At 52.9% G+C, this 17,072-nt stretch carries 15 protein-coding genes; 9 read left to right on the top strand and 6 right to left on the bottom strand.

Features of this window, described 5'->3' with window-relative positions; all coding sequences use genetic code 11:
* Positions 1-100: 100 nt before the first annotated feature.
* Positions 101-598 (bottom strand): MarR family winged helix-turn-helix transcriptional regulator, encoded by a 498-nt coding sequence (locus AC2FNR_RS05465; RefSeq protein ID WP_496848333.1) that lies wholly within the window; start codon positions 596-598, stop codon positions 101-103.
* Between the two features lie 103 nt (positions 599-701).
* Between AC2FNR_RS05465 and AC2FNR_RS05460 the strand changes: the two genes are divergently transcribed.
* Together AC2FNR_RS05460 and AC2FNR_RS05455 are read left to right on the top strand one after the other, a co-directional pair.
* Entirely contained in the window at positions 702-1,070 is a 369-nt protein-coding gene (locus AC2FNR_RS05460) for an antibiotic biosynthesis monooxygenase family protein (protein WP_496848332.1), read from the top strand.
* A 37-nt stretch (positions 1,071-1,107) separates the two neighbouring features.
* The gene (locus AC2FNR_RS05455; protein ID WP_496848331.1) at positions 1,108-1,551 is read left to right on the top strand and encodes a hypothetical protein; all 444 of its coding nucleotides are present in this window, start codon (positions 1,108-1,110) and stop codon (positions 1,549-1,551) included.
* Positions 1,552-1,747: 196 nt separating this feature from the next.
* On the opposite strand, the gene AC2FNR_RS05450 is transcribed toward AC2FNR_RS05455, so the two are convergent.
* Positions 1,748-2,245 carry a lactoylglutathione lyase family protein gene (locus AC2FNR_RS05450; RefSeq protein ID WP_170356644.1) on the bottom strand — a complete coding sequence of 166 codons (498 nt, stop codon included), beginning with the start codon at positions 2,243-2,245 and terminating at the stop codon, positions 1,748-1,750.
* 576 nt (positions 2,246-2,821) lie between these two features.
* Between AC2FNR_RS05450 and AC2FNR_RS05445 the strand changes: the two genes are divergently transcribed.
* From AC2FNR_RS05445 to AC2FNR_RS05435, 3 genes are all read left to right on the top strand, one after another.
* Complete coding sequence (locus tag AC2FNR_RS05445; RefSeq protein WP_480624237.1) at positions 2,822-3,280, top strand: glutathione peroxidase; 459 nt, start codon at positions 2,822-2,824, stop codon at positions 3,278-3,280.
* A 201-nt stretch (positions 3,281-3,481) separates the two neighbouring features.
* A complete protein-coding gene (locus tag AC2FNR_RS05440; RefSeq protein ID WP_480624238.1) occupies positions 3,482-4,381 on the top strand; it encodes a hypothetical protein in 900 nt (299 codons plus the stop codon).
* Between the two features lie 262 nt (positions 4,382-4,643).
* The gene (locus AC2FNR_RS05435) at positions 4,644-5,219 is read left to right on the top strand and encodes a hypothetical protein (RefSeq protein ID WP_496848330.1); all 576 of its coding nucleotides are present in this window, start codon (positions 4,644-4,646) and stop codon (positions 5,217-5,219) included.
* Positions 5,220-5,749: 530 nt separating this feature from the next.
* Here the strand turns inward: AC2FNR_RS05435 and AC2FNR_RS05430 are convergent.
* Positions 5,750-7,594 carry a DUF3604 domain-containing protein gene (locus AC2FNR_RS05430; RefSeq protein WP_496848329.1) on the bottom strand — a complete coding sequence of 615 codons (1,845 nt, stop codon included), beginning with the start codon at positions 7,592-7,594 and terminating at the stop codon, positions 5,750-5,752.
* Positions 7,595-7,949: 355 nt separating this feature from the next.
* Here AC2FNR_RS05430 and AC2FNR_RS05425 point away from each other — a divergent pair, with 355 nt between their 5' ends.
* The 4 genes from AC2FNR_RS05425 to AC2FNR_RS05410 all read left to right on the top strand — a co-directional run bounded on the left by AC2FNR_RS05425 (position 7,950) and on the right by AC2FNR_RS05410 (position 13,805).
* Positions 7,950-9,386: an arylsulfatase gene (locus AC2FNR_RS05425; RefSeq protein ID WP_496848328.1), complete on the top strand. Its 1,437-nt coding sequence runs from the start codon at positions 7,950-7,952 to the stop codon at positions 9,384-9,386.
* A 518-nt stretch (positions 9,387-9,904) separates the two neighbouring features.
* Positions 9,905-11,827, top strand: coding sequence for a DUF3604 domain-containing protein (locus AC2FNR_RS05420; protein ID WP_496848327.1), 1,923 nt, complete (start codon positions 9,905-9,907; stop codon positions 11,825-11,827).
* A 158-nt stretch (positions 11,828-11,985) separates the two neighbouring features.
* On the top strand, positions 11,986-12,807 hold the full coding sequence (locus tag AC2FNR_RS05415; RefSeq protein ID WP_496848326.1) for a peptidyl-prolyl cis-trans isomerase: 822 nt from the start codon (positions 11,986-11,988) through the stop codon (positions 12,805-12,807).
* A 155-nt stretch (positions 12,808-12,962) separates the two neighbouring features.
* The gene (locus AC2FNR_RS05410) at positions 12,963-13,805 is read left to right on the top strand and encodes a HupE/UreJ family protein (RefSeq protein ID WP_496848325.1); all 843 of its coding nucleotides are present in this window, start codon (positions 12,963-12,965) and stop codon (positions 13,803-13,805) included.
* On the opposite strand, the gene AC2FNR_RS05405 is transcribed toward AC2FNR_RS05410, so the two are convergent.
* From AC2FNR_RS05405 to AC2FNR_RS05395, 3 genes are read right to left on the bottom strand one after another with little or no spacing between them, the layout of a single operon-like run.
* Complete coding sequence (locus tag AC2FNR_RS05405) at positions 13,792-14,826, bottom strand: DUF2955 domain-containing protein (protein WP_480867997.1); 1,035 nt, start codon at positions 14,824-14,826, stop codon at positions 13,792-13,794. The genes AC2FNR_RS05410 and AC2FNR_RS05405 overlap by 14 nt on opposite strands.
* Positions 14,816-15,880, bottom strand: a complete 1,065-nt coding sequence (locus AC2FNR_RS05400; protein ID WP_170356175.1) for an HlyD family secretion protein — start codon at positions 15,878-15,880, stop codon at positions 14,816-14,818. The genes AC2FNR_RS05405 and AC2FNR_RS05400 overlap by 11 nt, the downstream gene beginning before the upstream one ends.
* The gene (locus AC2FNR_RS05395) at positions 15,877-16,956 is read right to left on the bottom strand and encodes an AI-2E family transporter (protein ID WP_170356174.1); all 1,080 of its coding nucleotides are present in this window, start codon (positions 16,954-16,956) and stop codon (positions 15,877-15,879) included. The genes AC2FNR_RS05400 and AC2FNR_RS05395 overlap by 4 nt, the downstream gene beginning before the upstream one ends.
* Positions 16,957-17,072 lie beyond the last annotated feature (116 nt).

Raw genomic sequence — 17,072 nt, 5'->3', positions numbered from 1 at the left:
CTTTTGCAACATTCAAAATCCTTACTGTCCCGCGTACCAGACATTCACTGAATTCTGCCGAACGACTGCTCTGAGCCCAAAATGACCGATGCTGCGCTCTCTATGAACGTCCGCTTTGAGACGGGCTCTGATCTTGTCGCATTGATGCTTCTTCGAGACGCGATTTAAGAAGGTCAACAACGTTTTGCGCTGTCGCAATATCATCTGGCGACAGACCTTCCGAGAGTTCATTCACCCATGGGATTTGCTTCGCAATCGCGGCTTTGTACAATTCCTGCCCCTTTTGGGTCAGTACGACTAAGTGCGCCCGCTTGTGGTGTGGGTTCGGCTGAAACTCCACTATGCCTTCTTTGCTCAATTCATTGATGATCCTTTGTACGCCCTGCCGGTGAACGCCCATCGTCCGAGCATGCCAGGCAACGGATTCCGGTCGATCAGAATAGGCGATGGCACCAAGAATCTGCCATCGAGCACTTGTAAGACCTAGTTCTGACACGAGGCGATCACCGGCAAGCTGCAATCGACCGTTTAGCCGAAACACATCCAGTATCAACGCTGTAACGGCTTCTCCTTCTTCGGTTCTTCGCGCATCCGGCATGTCGATTCCTCATTTAAATTGACAACGTGTTGTCGTTATGGTTGGTAAGCCCTAAATATGACAACATGACACCAAAGCGAAGCTACTTTCAAGGAGTACCGAAATGGTAAGTTTTAAACCCCTCGACCCTGAGTTTCCCATTGATCGGCAATTGGGCATCGACGCTGGCCCCGTCGTTCTCGTCAATCTCTTCACAGTCGATCCGGTTGACCAAGCCGCCCTGGTTGAAGCCTGGAAGAGCGATGCCCAATGGATGAAAAAGCAGCCGGGTTACATCAGCACCCAACTGCACAAAGCCGTTGGCGACGGCAGCATGTACCTGAACTATGCGATCTGGGACTCTGTTGCGGACTTCCGCGTGGCGTTTTCAAACCCCGAGTTTCAGCAGCAGCTCAGCCATTATCCCTCAAGTGCTGTGACCGCCCCCCATCTGTTTGAGAAGGTTGCGGTGCCGAATTGCTGCACGGCCTGACAAAATCATTTCCAAAAGCCAATTTGAGGGAACCGCTATGAAAACAAAGATTCACGCCATCGCGGGCGGCATCGGCTTTGTGATGATCCTCCTCTTCTGGACGTCAACGGCCACCAGCGAACTCTTTGCAAGCCATGAAACAGTCGCGACCGTCAAGGCATTGATTCTGAAAGGCATGTTCATCCTCATCCCGGCAATGGCAATTGCTGGCGGATCGGGCATGGCAATGGGCCGGAAACGCAAGGATGCGCTTACGAAGGCCAAGAAAACACGAATGCCTGCCATTGCGCTGAACGGCTTGTTGATCCTCGTACCCGCCGCTTGGTTTCTGGCTGGAAAAGCCGCCGCCGGTGAATTTGACAGCACCTTTTACACGGTTCAGGTGATTGAGCTGATCGCCGGGGCGGCCAACCTCACGATGATGGGGTTGAACATTCGTGATGGCTTGCGAATGACCGGTAGAATTCCGAGGCCTCGCTGAAGATGTGGTTCCAATCCATGCTGCCGACATTCGAGCAAACGCAGCGAATTGGCGCTCTGTCCGCAAAGCGGTCCTTGAAGCGAATTGAAACAAACGACCACTCAGACCTCAAAACAGTCGCTCAAAAACTCAAGAGACGTTGCAACGCAGAGAACGGTTATTTGGAACCAAAGCAGCCTTCAAATTGAACTGTTTCTCAATTGTAAGCACCGGACGAATACGTCAATTCATAGGAATGGCTGTACAGTTCGAACACAATACCGAATGGATCTTCTACATAGACCATCCGGTAAGGTTTATCGCCCGGATAGTAGTAACGAATGGGCATCCGCTGCTTTCCCCCCGCCGCTACGATTTTTTTCACCAGGCCTTCCACGTCGGGATCTTGGATGCAAAAGTGAAATGTCCCATTGCGCCGGTAGTCTATGTTGTTTTCGGGCGCATAATTCCCGTCGAACTCGAAAATTTCAATCCCAACACGGTCCGCAGTCGCCATGTGAGCTATGCGCAGTTTTTTCCATTCTGGTCCAAAGACATCCGTGCACATTACACCAATATCGCTATCATCCTCCAGAACGTCCGTTGGCGGCATGATGACGTAGAAGCCAAATACCTCGGAATAAAATTTTACTGCTTCATCCACGTCCGGCACTGAAAGACCTATGTGAGAAAAGGATCGAGGCGTATGCGACATTGTTGTTCCCTTCAACTGTTGTGGACCAAGGATCAGTTTCAACAAAATGATCTGCAAGTAGAAGTTTGCTTAACAACAGAAAAGTCAAATTGAGTTTGCCAGATTCACGACCATTGCAGACAAATTGATTGACCCTTCGGCGTTGATCCACGGGTAGCTATCTGACAGGTATCGAAAGCGACCAAGTCAGCAATGCAGGCGTTGTTTAGCCTGCAGAAAACGTCTTTTTCTTTATTGCGTCTAAAGCCCGCCTTAGCGCGGAAGTTCAAGGTGAAGAGGTGCAAATTACAGTATTGCGCTTCTCAAAGTGCCGAATGCATTCCAAGTTCTGATTTGATTATTTGCCTCCTAGCGACGACCGATTTTAAATACATTTGGATAAAGCCATTTTGACGTTGCCACTGAGGAACAAGATAATTTTTGATCATGGGCCTGAATCGAGCTTTCGAACGTCCCCAATTTTCTATCTCTGAGTTGCGACCGCCGGCAGTCGCACGCGACCCGCGCGCTATGTCCACAAAATGAAATCCGTCCGCATTGTTCTTCCGTATCCAACTATGAAAATGGAGGCGTGGAATGTTTCGGATAACTGTGCTTTGCGGCTTTCTCTTGCCAGGCGAACACGTTCGCGCCCTTGAACTTGACGCGAAGTTTGACTCGATCGACGGGGGAACCTTGTCTTTGTCAGATTGGAATGGTCAACCGGTTCTAGTCGTCAGTACGGAATCCCAATGCGCGTTCACCCGTCACTACCGTGGGCTTCGAGACCTTTATGATCGGTATCGCAACCGGGGACTGGTTGTCGCCGCGGACCGTTCGGATAACTTCAAGCAAGAACTGGTAACCAACGACGAAGTGCGCGATTTATGCGAACTGCAATACGGTACCGATTTTCCAATGAGCGTGATAACACACGTGACTGGCCCTGACGCTCACCCTTTCTTCCGGTCCTTGAAAGAGGAGGAAGGATTCGCGCCAAGGTGGAATTTCAACAAGGTCTTGATTGGCCCCGGTGGTACAGTTGTCGAAACATAAGGCTCGATCATTGATCCGCTTTCGGCGTCCGTTACGAACGAGATCGAGGAACTCCTGCCATGAAAAACCGCTCCAGCCGGATCACACTGCCCATTCATCATAAAGCGCAAGCACCCAGATGATTGTGCGGGTATAGGACTTGAACCGCTCGTCCAGCAATGGCATCCCAAAAGGAAACCAGTCTCACGTGGAAAATGTCAGATGAAAAACCTTCTTCTAACGTGCTGCTTTGGATTTGTTTTTCTTGGGTTCACTTCGCTTCCGTCGGCCGCCCAGCCTCAGTTAGGCTGGGCGTATCAGGTTGATGGGCTTGCCGCGTTTCAAGGGGATGCGGATTTGAGTGGCGGCGGCAAGTTCTCTGCAAGTCGAGCGTTTCTACGTACTACCGCACTTTACAAACTAGAAGGCGGAAGCAGCGTTGGGCTTTCCACCAGCTTTGGCAAGCTGGATTACAATTTCAGCCAATCTAACAACCAGCCTTGGGAAAACATCCGGGACCTTCGCGTAGCTGTTCCTGTCCGGTTTCGTGTGGGGGATACAACAACGGTTTTTGTTTCGCCACAGATCAGGTGGGACTACCAAAGCGGGGCCTCCTCATCTGACGGTAGAACCTACGGTGTTTTTGCAGGTATTGCATGGCAACTGAACGAGCGCCTAACGATAGGCCCAGCCTTTGGTGCGTTTTCCGAATTAGACGAAAGCGGTACTGATTTTTTTCCGGCTCTGCTTATCGACTGGGACATAAATGAACGTTGGAATTTGAACACTGGCTCTGGTGTCGGAGCAACGCAAGGCCCCGGGTTGTCACTAAGCTACGCTCTAAACGAGGCTATCGACCTTTCGTTAACCGCACGATCAGAGAGAATTCGTTTCAGGTTGGATGGGGATGGCGTCGCCCCTGATGGGGTGGGTGAAGATAAGAGTATCCCTGTGGTTCTTTCTCTTGGGTACAATCCGAATCCTGGAGTTTCATTGAGCGTATTTGCGGGCGCAGAATTTGATGGCCGCCTGACTTTAGATGATGCGAATGGAGCAGAAATCAGTCGGCAAAGCTATGACACTGCGCCGTTGGTTGGGCTGGCGTTTAGGGTCAGGTTCTGATCACGGCATCGAGCCAGTTTGCCATATGTGTGCGGAGGTTTTCTCGCGGCTGAGTCTGAACCACCGCTTTGTCCGCAAAGCGGTCATTCAGCCAGCCTTCAACCAACGTCCACTTCAACAAAAAGAAAACAAAGTGAGCACCCCCGACAACCCGCTAAGGGCCGCCGAGGGTTCTGTCTATGAGGGTGGTCTGCGGTTAACGACATAGTCCGCCAAAGGAAGCTTAAAGTGGATTCAAGAGGCTATCCAACGCTATCCGAACTTGTTGCAGCCATCGAGTCTTCCAACGATTGAATGGGTCTCGCCTCTAGCGGAAGACGACTATGCCGAATATCGCGATGCGGCTTTCTTGAATCGCCTCGGAATCGGGCACCTTGCTGCATCATTGAAGGACTTCTGGCCTCAACGAGGGCCTCAATGGGATGCTTTAGGTTTAACTTCGCACGGTCCAGTTCTAGTCGAAGCAAAGGCTCATTTTCGCGAGTTTTTCTCACCCCCGTCGCAGGCTGGTTCACGTTCTCGCGAGCAGATTAATCGAGCTTTCGCGATAGTCCGTGCCGATCTCGGAATTGGAGACCATGTTAACTGGTCGGAACTTTATTATCAGTACGCCAACCGCTTAGGTTTCCTTTGGTGGCTTCGGGAGCACGGGGTTGATGCCAAGTTGCTCTTTGTCAGCTTTCTCAATGACAGCGAAATGGGTGGCCCTCAACACGCCGAGACTTGGGATGCCGCGTTTGCAGCAGCAGACTACGCTTTAGGTCTACTGGGGCAAAATAAACTGAGGAGCCACATTTACCACGCGACGCCGGACGTTCAAGAGATATCCCATTTCTAATTGACCCCCGCCACCCGCCAACACCAGCGACCAGTCTTCAGCACCCGGAACGACTCGTCAGCGGTCCAGCACCAGTGGACGGTTGATCTAGCGGTCCAGTCAGCGGCCCCTCTAGCGGTCGAGAATGCCCGCGTTCACCCTCGAAATGCCCCCGAAATCGCCCCAGTTTCGGCCACCGGTTGGAAAAGCCTATAACGATCATCGGACGTCAAGGATTCCTACCACCCCAGCCAGTTCATTCATGCATGGAATGACGACAGGCTCTTGGGCTAAACCCTCCGAGAAATGCCCCAGTTGTTTCAGGTGTTCTGACCGCTAGAGGACCTTCACTGGCGCTGACCACCGCTAACGAGTCGTTCCGGGAGCTTGCAGGTGCTGGCGAGTTGGGGTGGAGTAGCCGTTCCAGCTTAGTGCGGTGAAGGACCTTTGAGAACTCTAAATGCACGTTCTTGTGGGTAGAGCATTGCAACCGAAATGGCCCGAGGCGTTCAGGGCACCAGTTGTGACCAACGTGAGTTTTTCAAAATGTCTCAACCCCCCGGAGTATACCAAATTGGCGAAGTGTAAGCACGTTCCTGAGTTGACGTAGGCACCTCGGCAGGCAGTTCGTCGCCGAACCGAACGGCATCGTAAATTGTCCATCTCGGTGTGGGAATTTCCAAGACACGGGCATAGTAGAAAGCGCTCATAGAAGGATCGAAATCGGGGTCTTTCCAAACGGTGATCAGTTCCGGGGAACCTATTGAATTCGTAAACGTGCCCGTTGCAACATCCACGGTGTTCCCTACCGTTGGCAGGTTGCCGTCCGCATCGGGTTCTCGGTCTCCCGACCAAGCCACATCATAGACACGCTCCTCAGTTTCGCCGCTGGAATTTAGCCAACCTTTCACAATCTGAACACGGTCGAGATTGCCGGAGAACGGATCTTTCAGCGCAGCAACCAGGAAGGTTGGGGCGTCCGCGCCTTGTGTCGCGTCCGCGAGGTCCCCACCCATCGGAACGCCTTTTTCATATCCTATTTCTGCGGGCAATCGAGATCTTGCGTCAGCTTCCGTAAAATCCCAACCACCAAAGAAACGAACCGCGATGCGACTACCGGTTGTCCCGTATACTTCTTTCCGTTCCATGGCGTCGAATATGGCTTCGCGTGTGTTGTCCTGAGCCCAAACCGCTGCATAGCCTGAGGCTGCCATTTCCCACCCGAGAATCCTCAAGGCATCGAACTCGCCAACGACATGCTGCCAACGGCCAGGTTCCGGCTCGACGCCAGAGTGTTTGCCAAAGAAATTGTCTTCTTCCGCCGTTGCCAAAGCAGTATGGCTGTCGGTCGAGCCCACTACTCCGAACTTGTATGGATTGGTGCCGAGCTGAGCTTCTAGCTTGAGACCGTTCTTCAAGGCCTCGCGGGCGTATTCGTACTGAAGCATCCAGTCTTCTTTGAGTGTCGGACCCAGATTGGATTTGTCCCAGGTTTCATAGTCAGCGAACTCATCGTTCGGGCTGAGAAACGGGTGAGTTTCTCCATCACCTTTGATCTGGGTAATCTCATACATCGGCTCCCACTTGGCACGCCGCTCTGCGTAGTCTTCTGTCAAAGGCTCACCCGTTTCGGGGTTTGTCTCGACCGGAAACATCAAACCGTTGGAGACGTTGCCGTTGTGAGCAAGGGCCAGTACACGACCACCAGTCTCTAGTTCAAAAGTTTCCATCCAATCCCATAGCCGTTCCGGATTAAATGTTTCTGCGGTTGTGAAGGGCAACATTTGCCGAGCGCGGATGGCATCATCCCGGTAGATCACATTGCGGTGGAGGTTGTTGCCAGCTTCGGTAGATGTCCACTCGTACCCGATGAACGCAGTGAACGTGCCAGGGTCATTGTGATGATCCGCAGTTTGCGTGAACTTGTCCCACACGGATTGCACAAACCTTCGATCTGCAACAGCCTCGGGAAGTGCCTCGCCCGTGATGCCAGCAAAGGTTTCAATAACTTCCATAGTGGCGCCAAGTGCAACGTCTCCGCCCGCATTAAGCCGTTCGCTCCAGTCTCTGAGCGTTGCATCGCGCATCAGTGTGGAGTTTCCCGCGATGATTTCATTCATTGCACCCATGGCGTCAGAATGATCGGATACAACAAGCCAGTCGAGCGGGCGCGATAACTTCACACGGAGGCCATGTGATGTGGTGACTTCCTCACCACGTGCAAACCTATAGGCATCGTCGGGGCTAAGAATAACGCCAAATCCGCGGGCATCGAGTGAATTTGATGTGTGCAGGTGAGTGTCACCCCACAGCGGGCGTGTAGGAAAGTCTCGACCTGCATAGGGTGAGAAATCGGCGGGTGCGGGTTCACGCATATCATCAACCGATATGGTCATTTCTCCAACTTGCCCACCTTGTGCCGCCTCTTGAGCATGTGAAGAGCTTGTTATGAATGCTGCGGAAACTATTGCTGTCGATGTCGTTAGAAAAAACTTCATATGAACCTCCCAGCCGAGATGAATGCCAGCTTATGGCAACATCTGAGTCGGTTGTTCGTCAAGGAAAACAACGGTTTTTCATTGTTGAGCAAAAGAGAGCCTGAGGGAGATTCGACCAAAACCGGACCGCAGCTTCGCCCGCAAATCTGACGCTCTACCGCTGTGAGAAAATACCGCAACGAGTGGCCGTTCTTGACGACTGGCAGCTTCGTTCGACAGTCTTGAGTCCATGAGCTTAATTGGAGATGTTGTTATGAAGTGGATGTCCCGCACATTCCTACTGTCCTTATCTCTTCTATTTGCCGAGGCCGCTTCGGCTCAAGAAAAACCTAACATCGTATTCATATTTCTAGATATTTTTGGGTGGGGCGAACCCGGGTTCAACGGAGGTGGCATAATCCGTGGTACTGCGACTCCCGAGATGGACGCCCTCGCTGCGGAAGGACTACGACTCACGAACTTCAACGTGGAAAGCCAGTGCACGCCGTCCCGCGCAGCGACCATGACTGGACGGTACGGCATCCGGAGCGGCAACCATACGGTCCCACTGGGAGGTGGCGTTTACGGTCTGACCCAATGGGAAATCACGATCGCTGAGATGCTGAAGGATGTAGGATACAGCACGGCCATGTACGGGAAATGGCACCTTGGATGGACCGAAGGGCGCTATCCAACGAATCAAGGATTCGATGAGTTTTACGGCGTTGAGACCACTGACGTTACAGTCTGGCGCACGCTTCCGGGTTTTGCCGATGCCAACATGGAAGAGCCGGTTGTGATGCAAGGTGTTGCTGGCGAGCCAGCAACCATCGCTCAAGACTACGATCTGGACTATCGCGGCGAAATAGATGGCGACCTGACGAAAAAGGCCATCGAGTTTATCGAAGCAAAGAGTGCCGAAGACGCGCCGTTTTTCATCTATCTTGCTTATACTCAGACCCACTATCCGAACATCGCGTCCGAGGAGTTCGAAGGCGCCACTGGAAACGGCGTCTGGGCCGACATTCTGCTTCAAACAGATAGCTATATCGGACGTATTGTTGATGCGATTGAGGCGGCAGGCGTTTCCGACGACACCGTGGTGATATTTACTGCTGACAACGGCCCCGAAGCTCTTCCGGTTGGGAACGCCAACGTCTCGCCAGTTCCTGCGGTACATGGTACGGCCGGGCCTTGGCGCGGTACTCTGTTCACCAGCCTCGAAGGAAGTATGCGTGTACCCTTTGCAATCAAGTGGCCGGGAAAGATCCCTGCCGGTTCTGAAAGCAACGATGTTGTCCACTCAATGGATCTCTATCCGACTCTTGCGGCTTTCGCAGGGGGCAAGGTGCCTGATGACAGGGCCTTTGATGGTGTCGACCAGTCAAAGTTCTTTCTTGGTGACCAACCAAACTCAAACCGAGAAGGTGTTATCGTCTACATGGGTGAGCAGATATTCGGCGTAAAATGGAAGGATTGGAAAGTTCTTTTCAAAGAGAATACGACTGCTTTTGGTGCAACGGAGTCTTTCGACACACCAAGGGTCTACAACCTTTTGAATGATCCACACGAGCGTGAAAGCGTACTCTTCCCGCACACATGGGCAGCCGAAAAGGCGCTGCCGCAGTTGCAGGAGCACATTGCTACATTCGAGAAGTTTCCTCCGATCCCCCCGGGAACGCCGGATCCCTATGAACCACCCAATGACTGAGTGACGGCTTTGTCCGCAGTACCGTCATTTAACCAACCCTCAAACAATGCCCACTTTGGAAAAAGAAAAGAGAAGCAGAACTCCCGCGGCAACTCGTTAAGATGCGCCGAGGGTTGGTATACAGGGTGGTCTACGGTTGACGACATAGTCAGCCAGCCATTGCCAGTAGGCTTCCGCATCTCGGAAAGCTAGATGAATCCTCGGGCTCAATCCTTGCCAACAAAAGCAAGACAACACCAAGCCAACAGACCTGTTAGTGATCGGAAATTTGTTACCCTTCGGGCGCATCCATAGTTTCGCCGTAGGATCAAGCGATACTGTCAGGCTAAAAAGCGTCCCGACGAACTGAAATTGGTTTTTTTGTCCTAAGTGGCAATTCGCATTTTTTCATCGCTGCAACAGGACGCAATTGAGAAAATTTTTGACAGAGGGTACCTGCAAAATGATATAATAAAACGTGAATATTTATTAATACAACACTTCTTGCGTGTTCAATAATCTTGAATTGGGAGGTTCATATGCTTGGGCGCTATGCTTGTTTGCTGACTTTGTTAGGTGTTCCGCTGAGTGCATGGGCCGACGCCATACCCACGAAAGAGGCCGCCGAAGGCACCTTTGCGGAACGACCGTTTTCCCCATATGCCAACCGCTCGTTCCCTGAACGGCCACTTTGGGGGGATACACATTTGCATACCGGCCTGTCGCTAGATGCAGGTGCCTTTGGAAATACACTGCTGCCTGATGAAGCCTGGCGGTTTGCAAAGGGTGAACAAGTCATTTCCTCGACAGGTCAGCCGGTAAGGTTGGCACGGCCACTAGATTGGATGGTTCTGACCGATCATACCGATCTGATGGGATTTGCGCCCGACCTGCAGGCCGGAAAGCCCGGCGTGATTTCCGATCCGAAAGGACTAGAATGGTACGAAGGATACAAAGCCGGAGGAGAAGAAGCCGGAAAAACCGCCTTCGACATCATCACCAATTTCTCGCAGATGACCCTGCCCGAAATCCTCCTAGAGTCGTACAGCCCCGGCGCTGACGCATTTGCATTTACCTGGGAGAACATCGTTCTGGCGGCAGAAAGACATAATGATCCTGGCACCTTTACAGCCTTTATTGGGTTTGAATGGACCTCGGTACCCAAGGGGTTCAATCTACATCGGAATGTCATGCTGCGCGACGGGCCAATTCGGGCGCTTCAAATGGTGCCACCAGTGACGCAGCCGCCTTATGGGAATACCGACCCAAAAGCGCTCTATTCGTGGTTAGAGGAGTATCAGGCGAAAACTGGCGGCCGCGCTGTCGCCTTTGCCCACAACGGAAATTTGTCCAATGGCTGGATGTTCCCGACCGAAGACACCTATCACGGCGGCAAGGTTGATGAGGAATACGTGAAGGCTCGAGCAAAATGGGAGCCCCACTATGAAGTCACCCAGATCAAGGGCGACGGTGAAGCGCACCCGTTCCTAAGCCCGGATGATGAGTTCGCCGATTATGAGAACTGGGACGTCGGAAATCTGGATATCACCGAACTAAAAACAGACGATATGCTGGCCGGTGAATACGCCAGAGAGGCGCTGAAGCGCGGCTTGTTGCTGGAAGAGAAGTTCGGCGTGAACCCCTATAAGTTCGGAATGGGTGGAGCGACCGACAGCCATACTTCACTAGCGACCGCCGAAGAGGACAATTTTTTCGGCAAATCCGTCAGTGTCGAACCGTCAGCGGAACGGATCAAGCATCCCTTTATAGCCAATGATTTGGGCGAAATTCCCGGTGATCTTCTTGTGGCCTCGGGATATACAGCCGTCTGGGCCACTGAAAACACGCGCGCAGCGATCTTCGATGCATTCAAGCGGCGCGAGACCTATGCCACCACCGGCCCTCGGATCGGCCTGCGGTTCTTTGGCGGATGGGCGTTCGACGATTCCGATATCGAAACCCGCTTCCTTGCTGATGTCGGCTATACCAAGGGTGTTCCGATGGGGTCGGACCTTAGACCGCGCGAAGGCGACACGGCGCCCTCTTTCCTGATTGCGGCACTGCGCGATCCAATCGGCGCCAATCTGGACCGGGCCCAGGTAATCAAGGGTTGGCTGGATTCCGAAGGAGAGCTGCACGAGAAAGTCTATGATGTCATATGGTCGGATGACCGGACCGCAGATGACAGCGGCAAGATACCTGCCGTTGGAAACACGGTGGATATCGACACGGCAAGCTGGACTAACACGATCGGATCAGCTGAACTGGTAACTGTCTGGACTGATCCGGACTTCGACCCGGATGTTCGGTCATTCTACTATGTTCGCGCCATCGAAATTCCGACGCCACGCTGGGTGTTGTATGATAAAGCTCGCTTTGGAACTGATCTGCCAGAAAACGCCCAGTTGACCCATCAGGAGCGGGCGTATTCTTCACCAATCTGGTACACACCTAGCGAATGACCAAGTCTGGCTGAGTTTCTTGTATCAAGGGCAGAAATTTCTGCACCACAAGCATTTTTGACGCTTGGAATGGGCAGCGGCGCGGTTGCCAAGCCCATTTGTAAGGGTCGCCTAACCGGTGCCGGACAACAGTTTAAGTAAGGTTGCCTATGCGGGTAATGAGAGAGCCTCTATTCCATTTCATTCTGATTGGAATAGCTATCTTTGGCTGGTTTTATTGGGTGTCTCCGGAAGAGGAAACAGCCGAGAACGTCGAAACGATCACGATTGGCGCGGAAGACGTCGCCCTACTGGCCACACGATTTGAACAAAGGCGAAAACGGGCACCCGACGACGCCGAACTACAGGTGTTGATAGGCGCTTTGGTCCGGGAAGAGGTGCTTGTACGCGAAGCAAGAAAGCTTGGATTGGATCGTGGCGATCAGGTGATCCGGGCGCGGCTTGTGCAAAAGATGGACTTCCTGACCGGGGCCATAGCATCGTCTGTGACGCCAGAAGACGCCGTACTGCGATCCTATCTCGCGGATAATTCGACCCGCTTCGAAACCCCTTCTATGGTCGCGTTCGATCAGGTTTTTTTGGGTGAATCCCCTGAACAGAGCCAGATCGCCCAGACCCTGTCTGCGTTGAATGCCAAAGAGGATTGGTCAAGCCTTGGCATCTCTTCTCTTTTGCTCAGTACGATGCCGTTGTCAGCAATGAACGTGGTAGACTCCACCTTTGGCCGCGGGTTTTCTGCCGCTATCCAAGATTTGGAGCCAATGGTTTGGTCCGGTCCGGTACAATCGGGGTATGGGCTGCATTTTGTCCGGGTTACCGCGTCTGAGGCCGGCCAGGTACCGCCCCTGGAAGCAATACGCGATACTGTGTTGCGGGAGTGGCGCCGCGAAACAGGTGAAAAACTGACACAAGCCCAATACGAGAGCTTTGCGGCTGGATACCAAGTGGAAATGCCACCTGACCACGAGGCTGGTCAGTGAAGCTGTGCCTGCACATCTTGTTCGCCCTCTGGCTTTGCTGTGTACCGCAGCGCGGAAACCCACACGCGCTTGACCCGGGGTTTCTGGACCTTCGCCAATTGGGTCCGGAAACATGGCAAATCCTCTGGCGCGTTCCGGATGTGAATGGTGAGCCCATGGAAATTGATGCTGTCTTACCCGGACAATGCTCTCCGGCGCGCAGTACCGGTCTGACCGCAGACAATGTCGCTTGGGTATCCACTTGGGTTGCCGAATGCGATGTCCCGTTGGCGGGTCAGGTCGTTTCAATCGAGGGGTTAGGCCGACAGCGAAATGATGTTCTGTTACGCATACAACCTTTGAACGGTGCACCCAAAACCATGCGGTTCACACCCGACACAACGGCACTGACAATCCCGGAAAGCCCCTCCACCTGGTCGACCATGAGCACCTATTTCTGGTTAGGTTTCCAACACATCCTGGAAGGCGTCGACCACCTTTTGTTTGTCTTTGCCTTGTTCATACTCGTGCGCGATCCGTGGCGATTGGTGGGGGCAATAACGGCTTTCACCGTAGCTCATTCCCTGACGCTTGCGATGGCAACCCTGGGGGTTCTGCGGGTCCCTTCTGGGCCTGTCGAAGCGATAATCGCGCTATCCATCGTTTTTTTGGCCCTTGAAATACTCAAACGCAAAGAAGGGAAGATCAGATTGGCGGAACAATACCCATGGATCGTAAGCTTCTGCTTTGGCCTGTTACACGGGCTGGGCTTTGCTGGCGCTCTGTCCGAAATTGGGTTGCCCGCTCAGGATATTCCGGCGGCGCTGCTTGCGTTTAATCTTGGTGTCGAAGGAGGCCAGCTGGCGTTTATTGCGGCACTATCCTTAGCGGTGTTTATCTGGCGACTGTTAGCTCCGGCGGCAAGTTCGCGCCTCCACATGATAGCGACGCCAACCACCGGCTACGTGATCGGCGCGGTGTCAATCTATTGGCTTGTGGAACGCATCAGTGGCTTTTGACACCTGGAATTTGCGGGGCATTTTGACGTTTCTTTTCGGGCCAGAATTCATCCACCACGATATATGCGGCGATCACAAAGAATGCCGCGCTGGCAACTTGCAAAACACGGACAATGCTTTTGACATCTGCCTCGTCCGAAAAAGGTGCGATTGATCCGCCATAGACAATCAGGGTCGTTGTAATAGCAGATCCGGCAGCTGCGGCCAAAGGCGTTTGGGTTTTGCCAAGCGCCCCAAGGGTCAGGCAAAAGAAAAAGCACAGCAATATGGGTGTCAAAATGACCGGTGCGATGACATTCGCTTCATAACAAACGATCGACACCGCCGCGCCCAGCAGGTTGGCCGTCAACATCGCCTTGGCTACGGCTTTGCCTGCTGCAGGCATTGCAGCAAGTTGTTGGCTGAGAAGTGCGACAAAGAACAGGACAAGCAGCGCTGAAGCACCCCACACAAAGAAAACCAAGGCGAATGGAACGGTGACAAGTGACATGCGGACAATGCGCCGATGGGGATCGAAATCCTGAGCCACTGCTGCTTTTTGCTGGGCAGCTGTCGGTGGTTCAGCAGGTATGAGCACAAACATCATCGTTGCTGCAAACCCGGCGAACAGCAGGTTCAGAGGAATCCAAAACACCAAGACCAATGCCAGATCCTGTGACTGAAGCACAAGGTTTGGGATCATCAATGCTCCCATTAGGGCAATAACACCGGGCAAAACCCCAGCACCGGAAACGGACCAAGTGAACGACAGAATGATTCCAATGGCCACGAGGATCAGAAACACAACAGGATATGGGGCAAAAACTGACGCCAGCAGAAAGGATAGGAACATCAGCCCAATCGAGAACACGAACAGCTTGCCAAAGGCTGCCAAAGGCAACGCAGCAGGGGCTTGCAAAAACAGAGCTGTGAACACCGCCCCCACCACAGCAAGCGGCCACCCCAGAAGTAAACCCATCGAAAAAACACCGGTTACGCCCAGCGCAAGGCGAAGAACGGCTTGGCGGTCGTCAGTACGCATAGGACAGAATGGAAACCACGCGGATGTAGGTTCGACCCACGAGGTTCAGGAACCCATTGTCGCTGAGATACATAATCACGTCGGCCTGCCCGTTGAGCTGAAAGCGCAGATCGTCTTCGGCGCTTCCGGCCTCATAACCCGGCAACACGATCCGAACGGGGAATCTTTCTGGTTCACGCAGAAACCCTTTGGTACTAGGCGGGCTTGCCAATTGGCCAGGCTCATCGCCACCGCTCAAAGATACAGCCGCGCTAAAGCTCTCAATGACACCTGGAATGATTTGACCGGGGTGCATATCCAAAACGACATCAACAGGTGAACCCAACTCTGCCCGACCTAAGTTGTTTTCAGTAAAATACGCCTCGATCCAAACGTCGGTTGCATCTAGGAACGTCAAAAGATCCTGACCGGACCGTGCATATGTACCAGGGGCGATCAATAGATTGGATATGACACCCGTCGCCGGGGCACGCAGTTCAGTCCATTCGATGTTTAGCTCTGCATCTGCCAAGGCTGCCAATGCGCGCTGAATTTTTGGGTTTTCTATTCCGTCTTCGCCCAACCTCTGCTTTGCTTTTTCCAAATCCGCTCTGGCATTCTCATAATTGGCCTCTGACTCTGTCAGTTGACCTCGGGCATCATCGGCTTTTGAAACGGCGATCAAGCCTTTTTTTTCCAACGCAAACACACGCTCTGTTTGAAGACGCATCGTATCAAGATCGCTCTGGGCCCGCGCCAATTTAGCTTGCGCGGCCCTCACCTCTGCCGAGGAGGCGCCCACCTCCTGCGTAGCAGCTTCGAGATCAGCTTCCGCCTTGTCGCGTTGGATTTCATAGGGCCTGGGGTCAATCCGAACCAGAACATCACCTGCCGAGACGACCTGTCCATTCTCAACAAGAACTTCGGTCACTGTACCGGTGACCTGTGGAACGATCTGGGTCGCAATGGCCTTTACTCTGGCATTACCGGTAAACGGCGTTTTTCGGTCAGCGACAAGGTACCAGACCAGGAAAACAAGAATGACGGCCAAGGTGGTCCAAATCGTCTTTCTCATTCCGCCGCTCCTTCAGCCGCGCTTTCGGCTTTTTCGGGCGCATCGATCCAGACCTTGAACAGTTCATAGAAAACGGCGAACAGAACAGGGCCCATAAAAATACCGATCAAGCCGTACGCCATCATGCCACCGAGAACACCAATAAGGATAACCAGCATGGGAGTTTCGAGGCCCTTTGAGATGAATACAGGTCTCAAGAAGCTGTCCATTATCGCCACGGGAACGGCCAGTACGGTGAAGATCAACGCTGTGCCACCGGACATGGTGCTCCAGGCGTAGATGACCACTGGAAGAAGAACCAAGCCGGGGCCGATCTGGATAATCGAGAGGATCAGGCAAATGAACGCCAGCGTTGCGGCCGAGCCAATCCCGAACAGCGCCAACAATACCCAAACAACGACCGCCTGAATCGCAGCAACGCCAATCACACCCTTTGTCACATTGCGGATTGTCGCGCCGGCCAGTGTCACGAACTCGCCACCGCGAGGCGCAAAGATACGGTTGGCAAAACGCTGAAGGCCTTGCACCAGGCTTGGACCGGGGCTGAACAAGGCCCCCATGATCAAAACGGACAGGGCCAGCGCCAAGAGCCCAAGCCCGATGCTTAACACCCTTCCGAACAGTGATTTGGTGATCTCAAGAATCTGCGCGCCGTATTTTGCAAGTGCGCCATCGAGGTTTCGTTCAAACAAGCCCCAGACTTCAGCAATCTTGTTTCCAACCAGCGGAAGCTCTCGTAGGCCATCGGGTGCCGGTGGGACTTTAAGCTCGCCTTTGTCTGCTTGTTCCGCAAATTCAGACCCAAGTTCCGCCGCGCCGGATACAGCAGTAGCGACCGGCCCCAAAGTCAGAACGAGGCCCAACAATACCAGTATAGTCGTGGCAAGTTTCTTCCGCCCGCCCAACTTGGACTGCAACCAATCGAAAACTGGGTACAGCGCTACGCACAGAATCGTAGCCCAGATGACCACGCTTGCCAGTGGGGCCACCATCGCCAAAGCGCTATAAAGGAATAGCCCTAGAAATAGTAACCTAATTGCGAGATCGACGATCCTCGCATCCTGAGTCTTTTCCATACCATCCCTCCAACATTTGTTTTTTGATCACTATACTCAAAAAACTTAATATATAAATTTTAAAAGTTCCGAGTAGCTCTGCAGAAATTTGAAATCTCTCGTAAATTCAGAATTCA

It is taken from the genome of Ruegeria sp. SATB045 (genome assembly GCF_059613525.1).
This window is presented reverse-complemented; position numbering and strand designations above follow the sequence as displayed.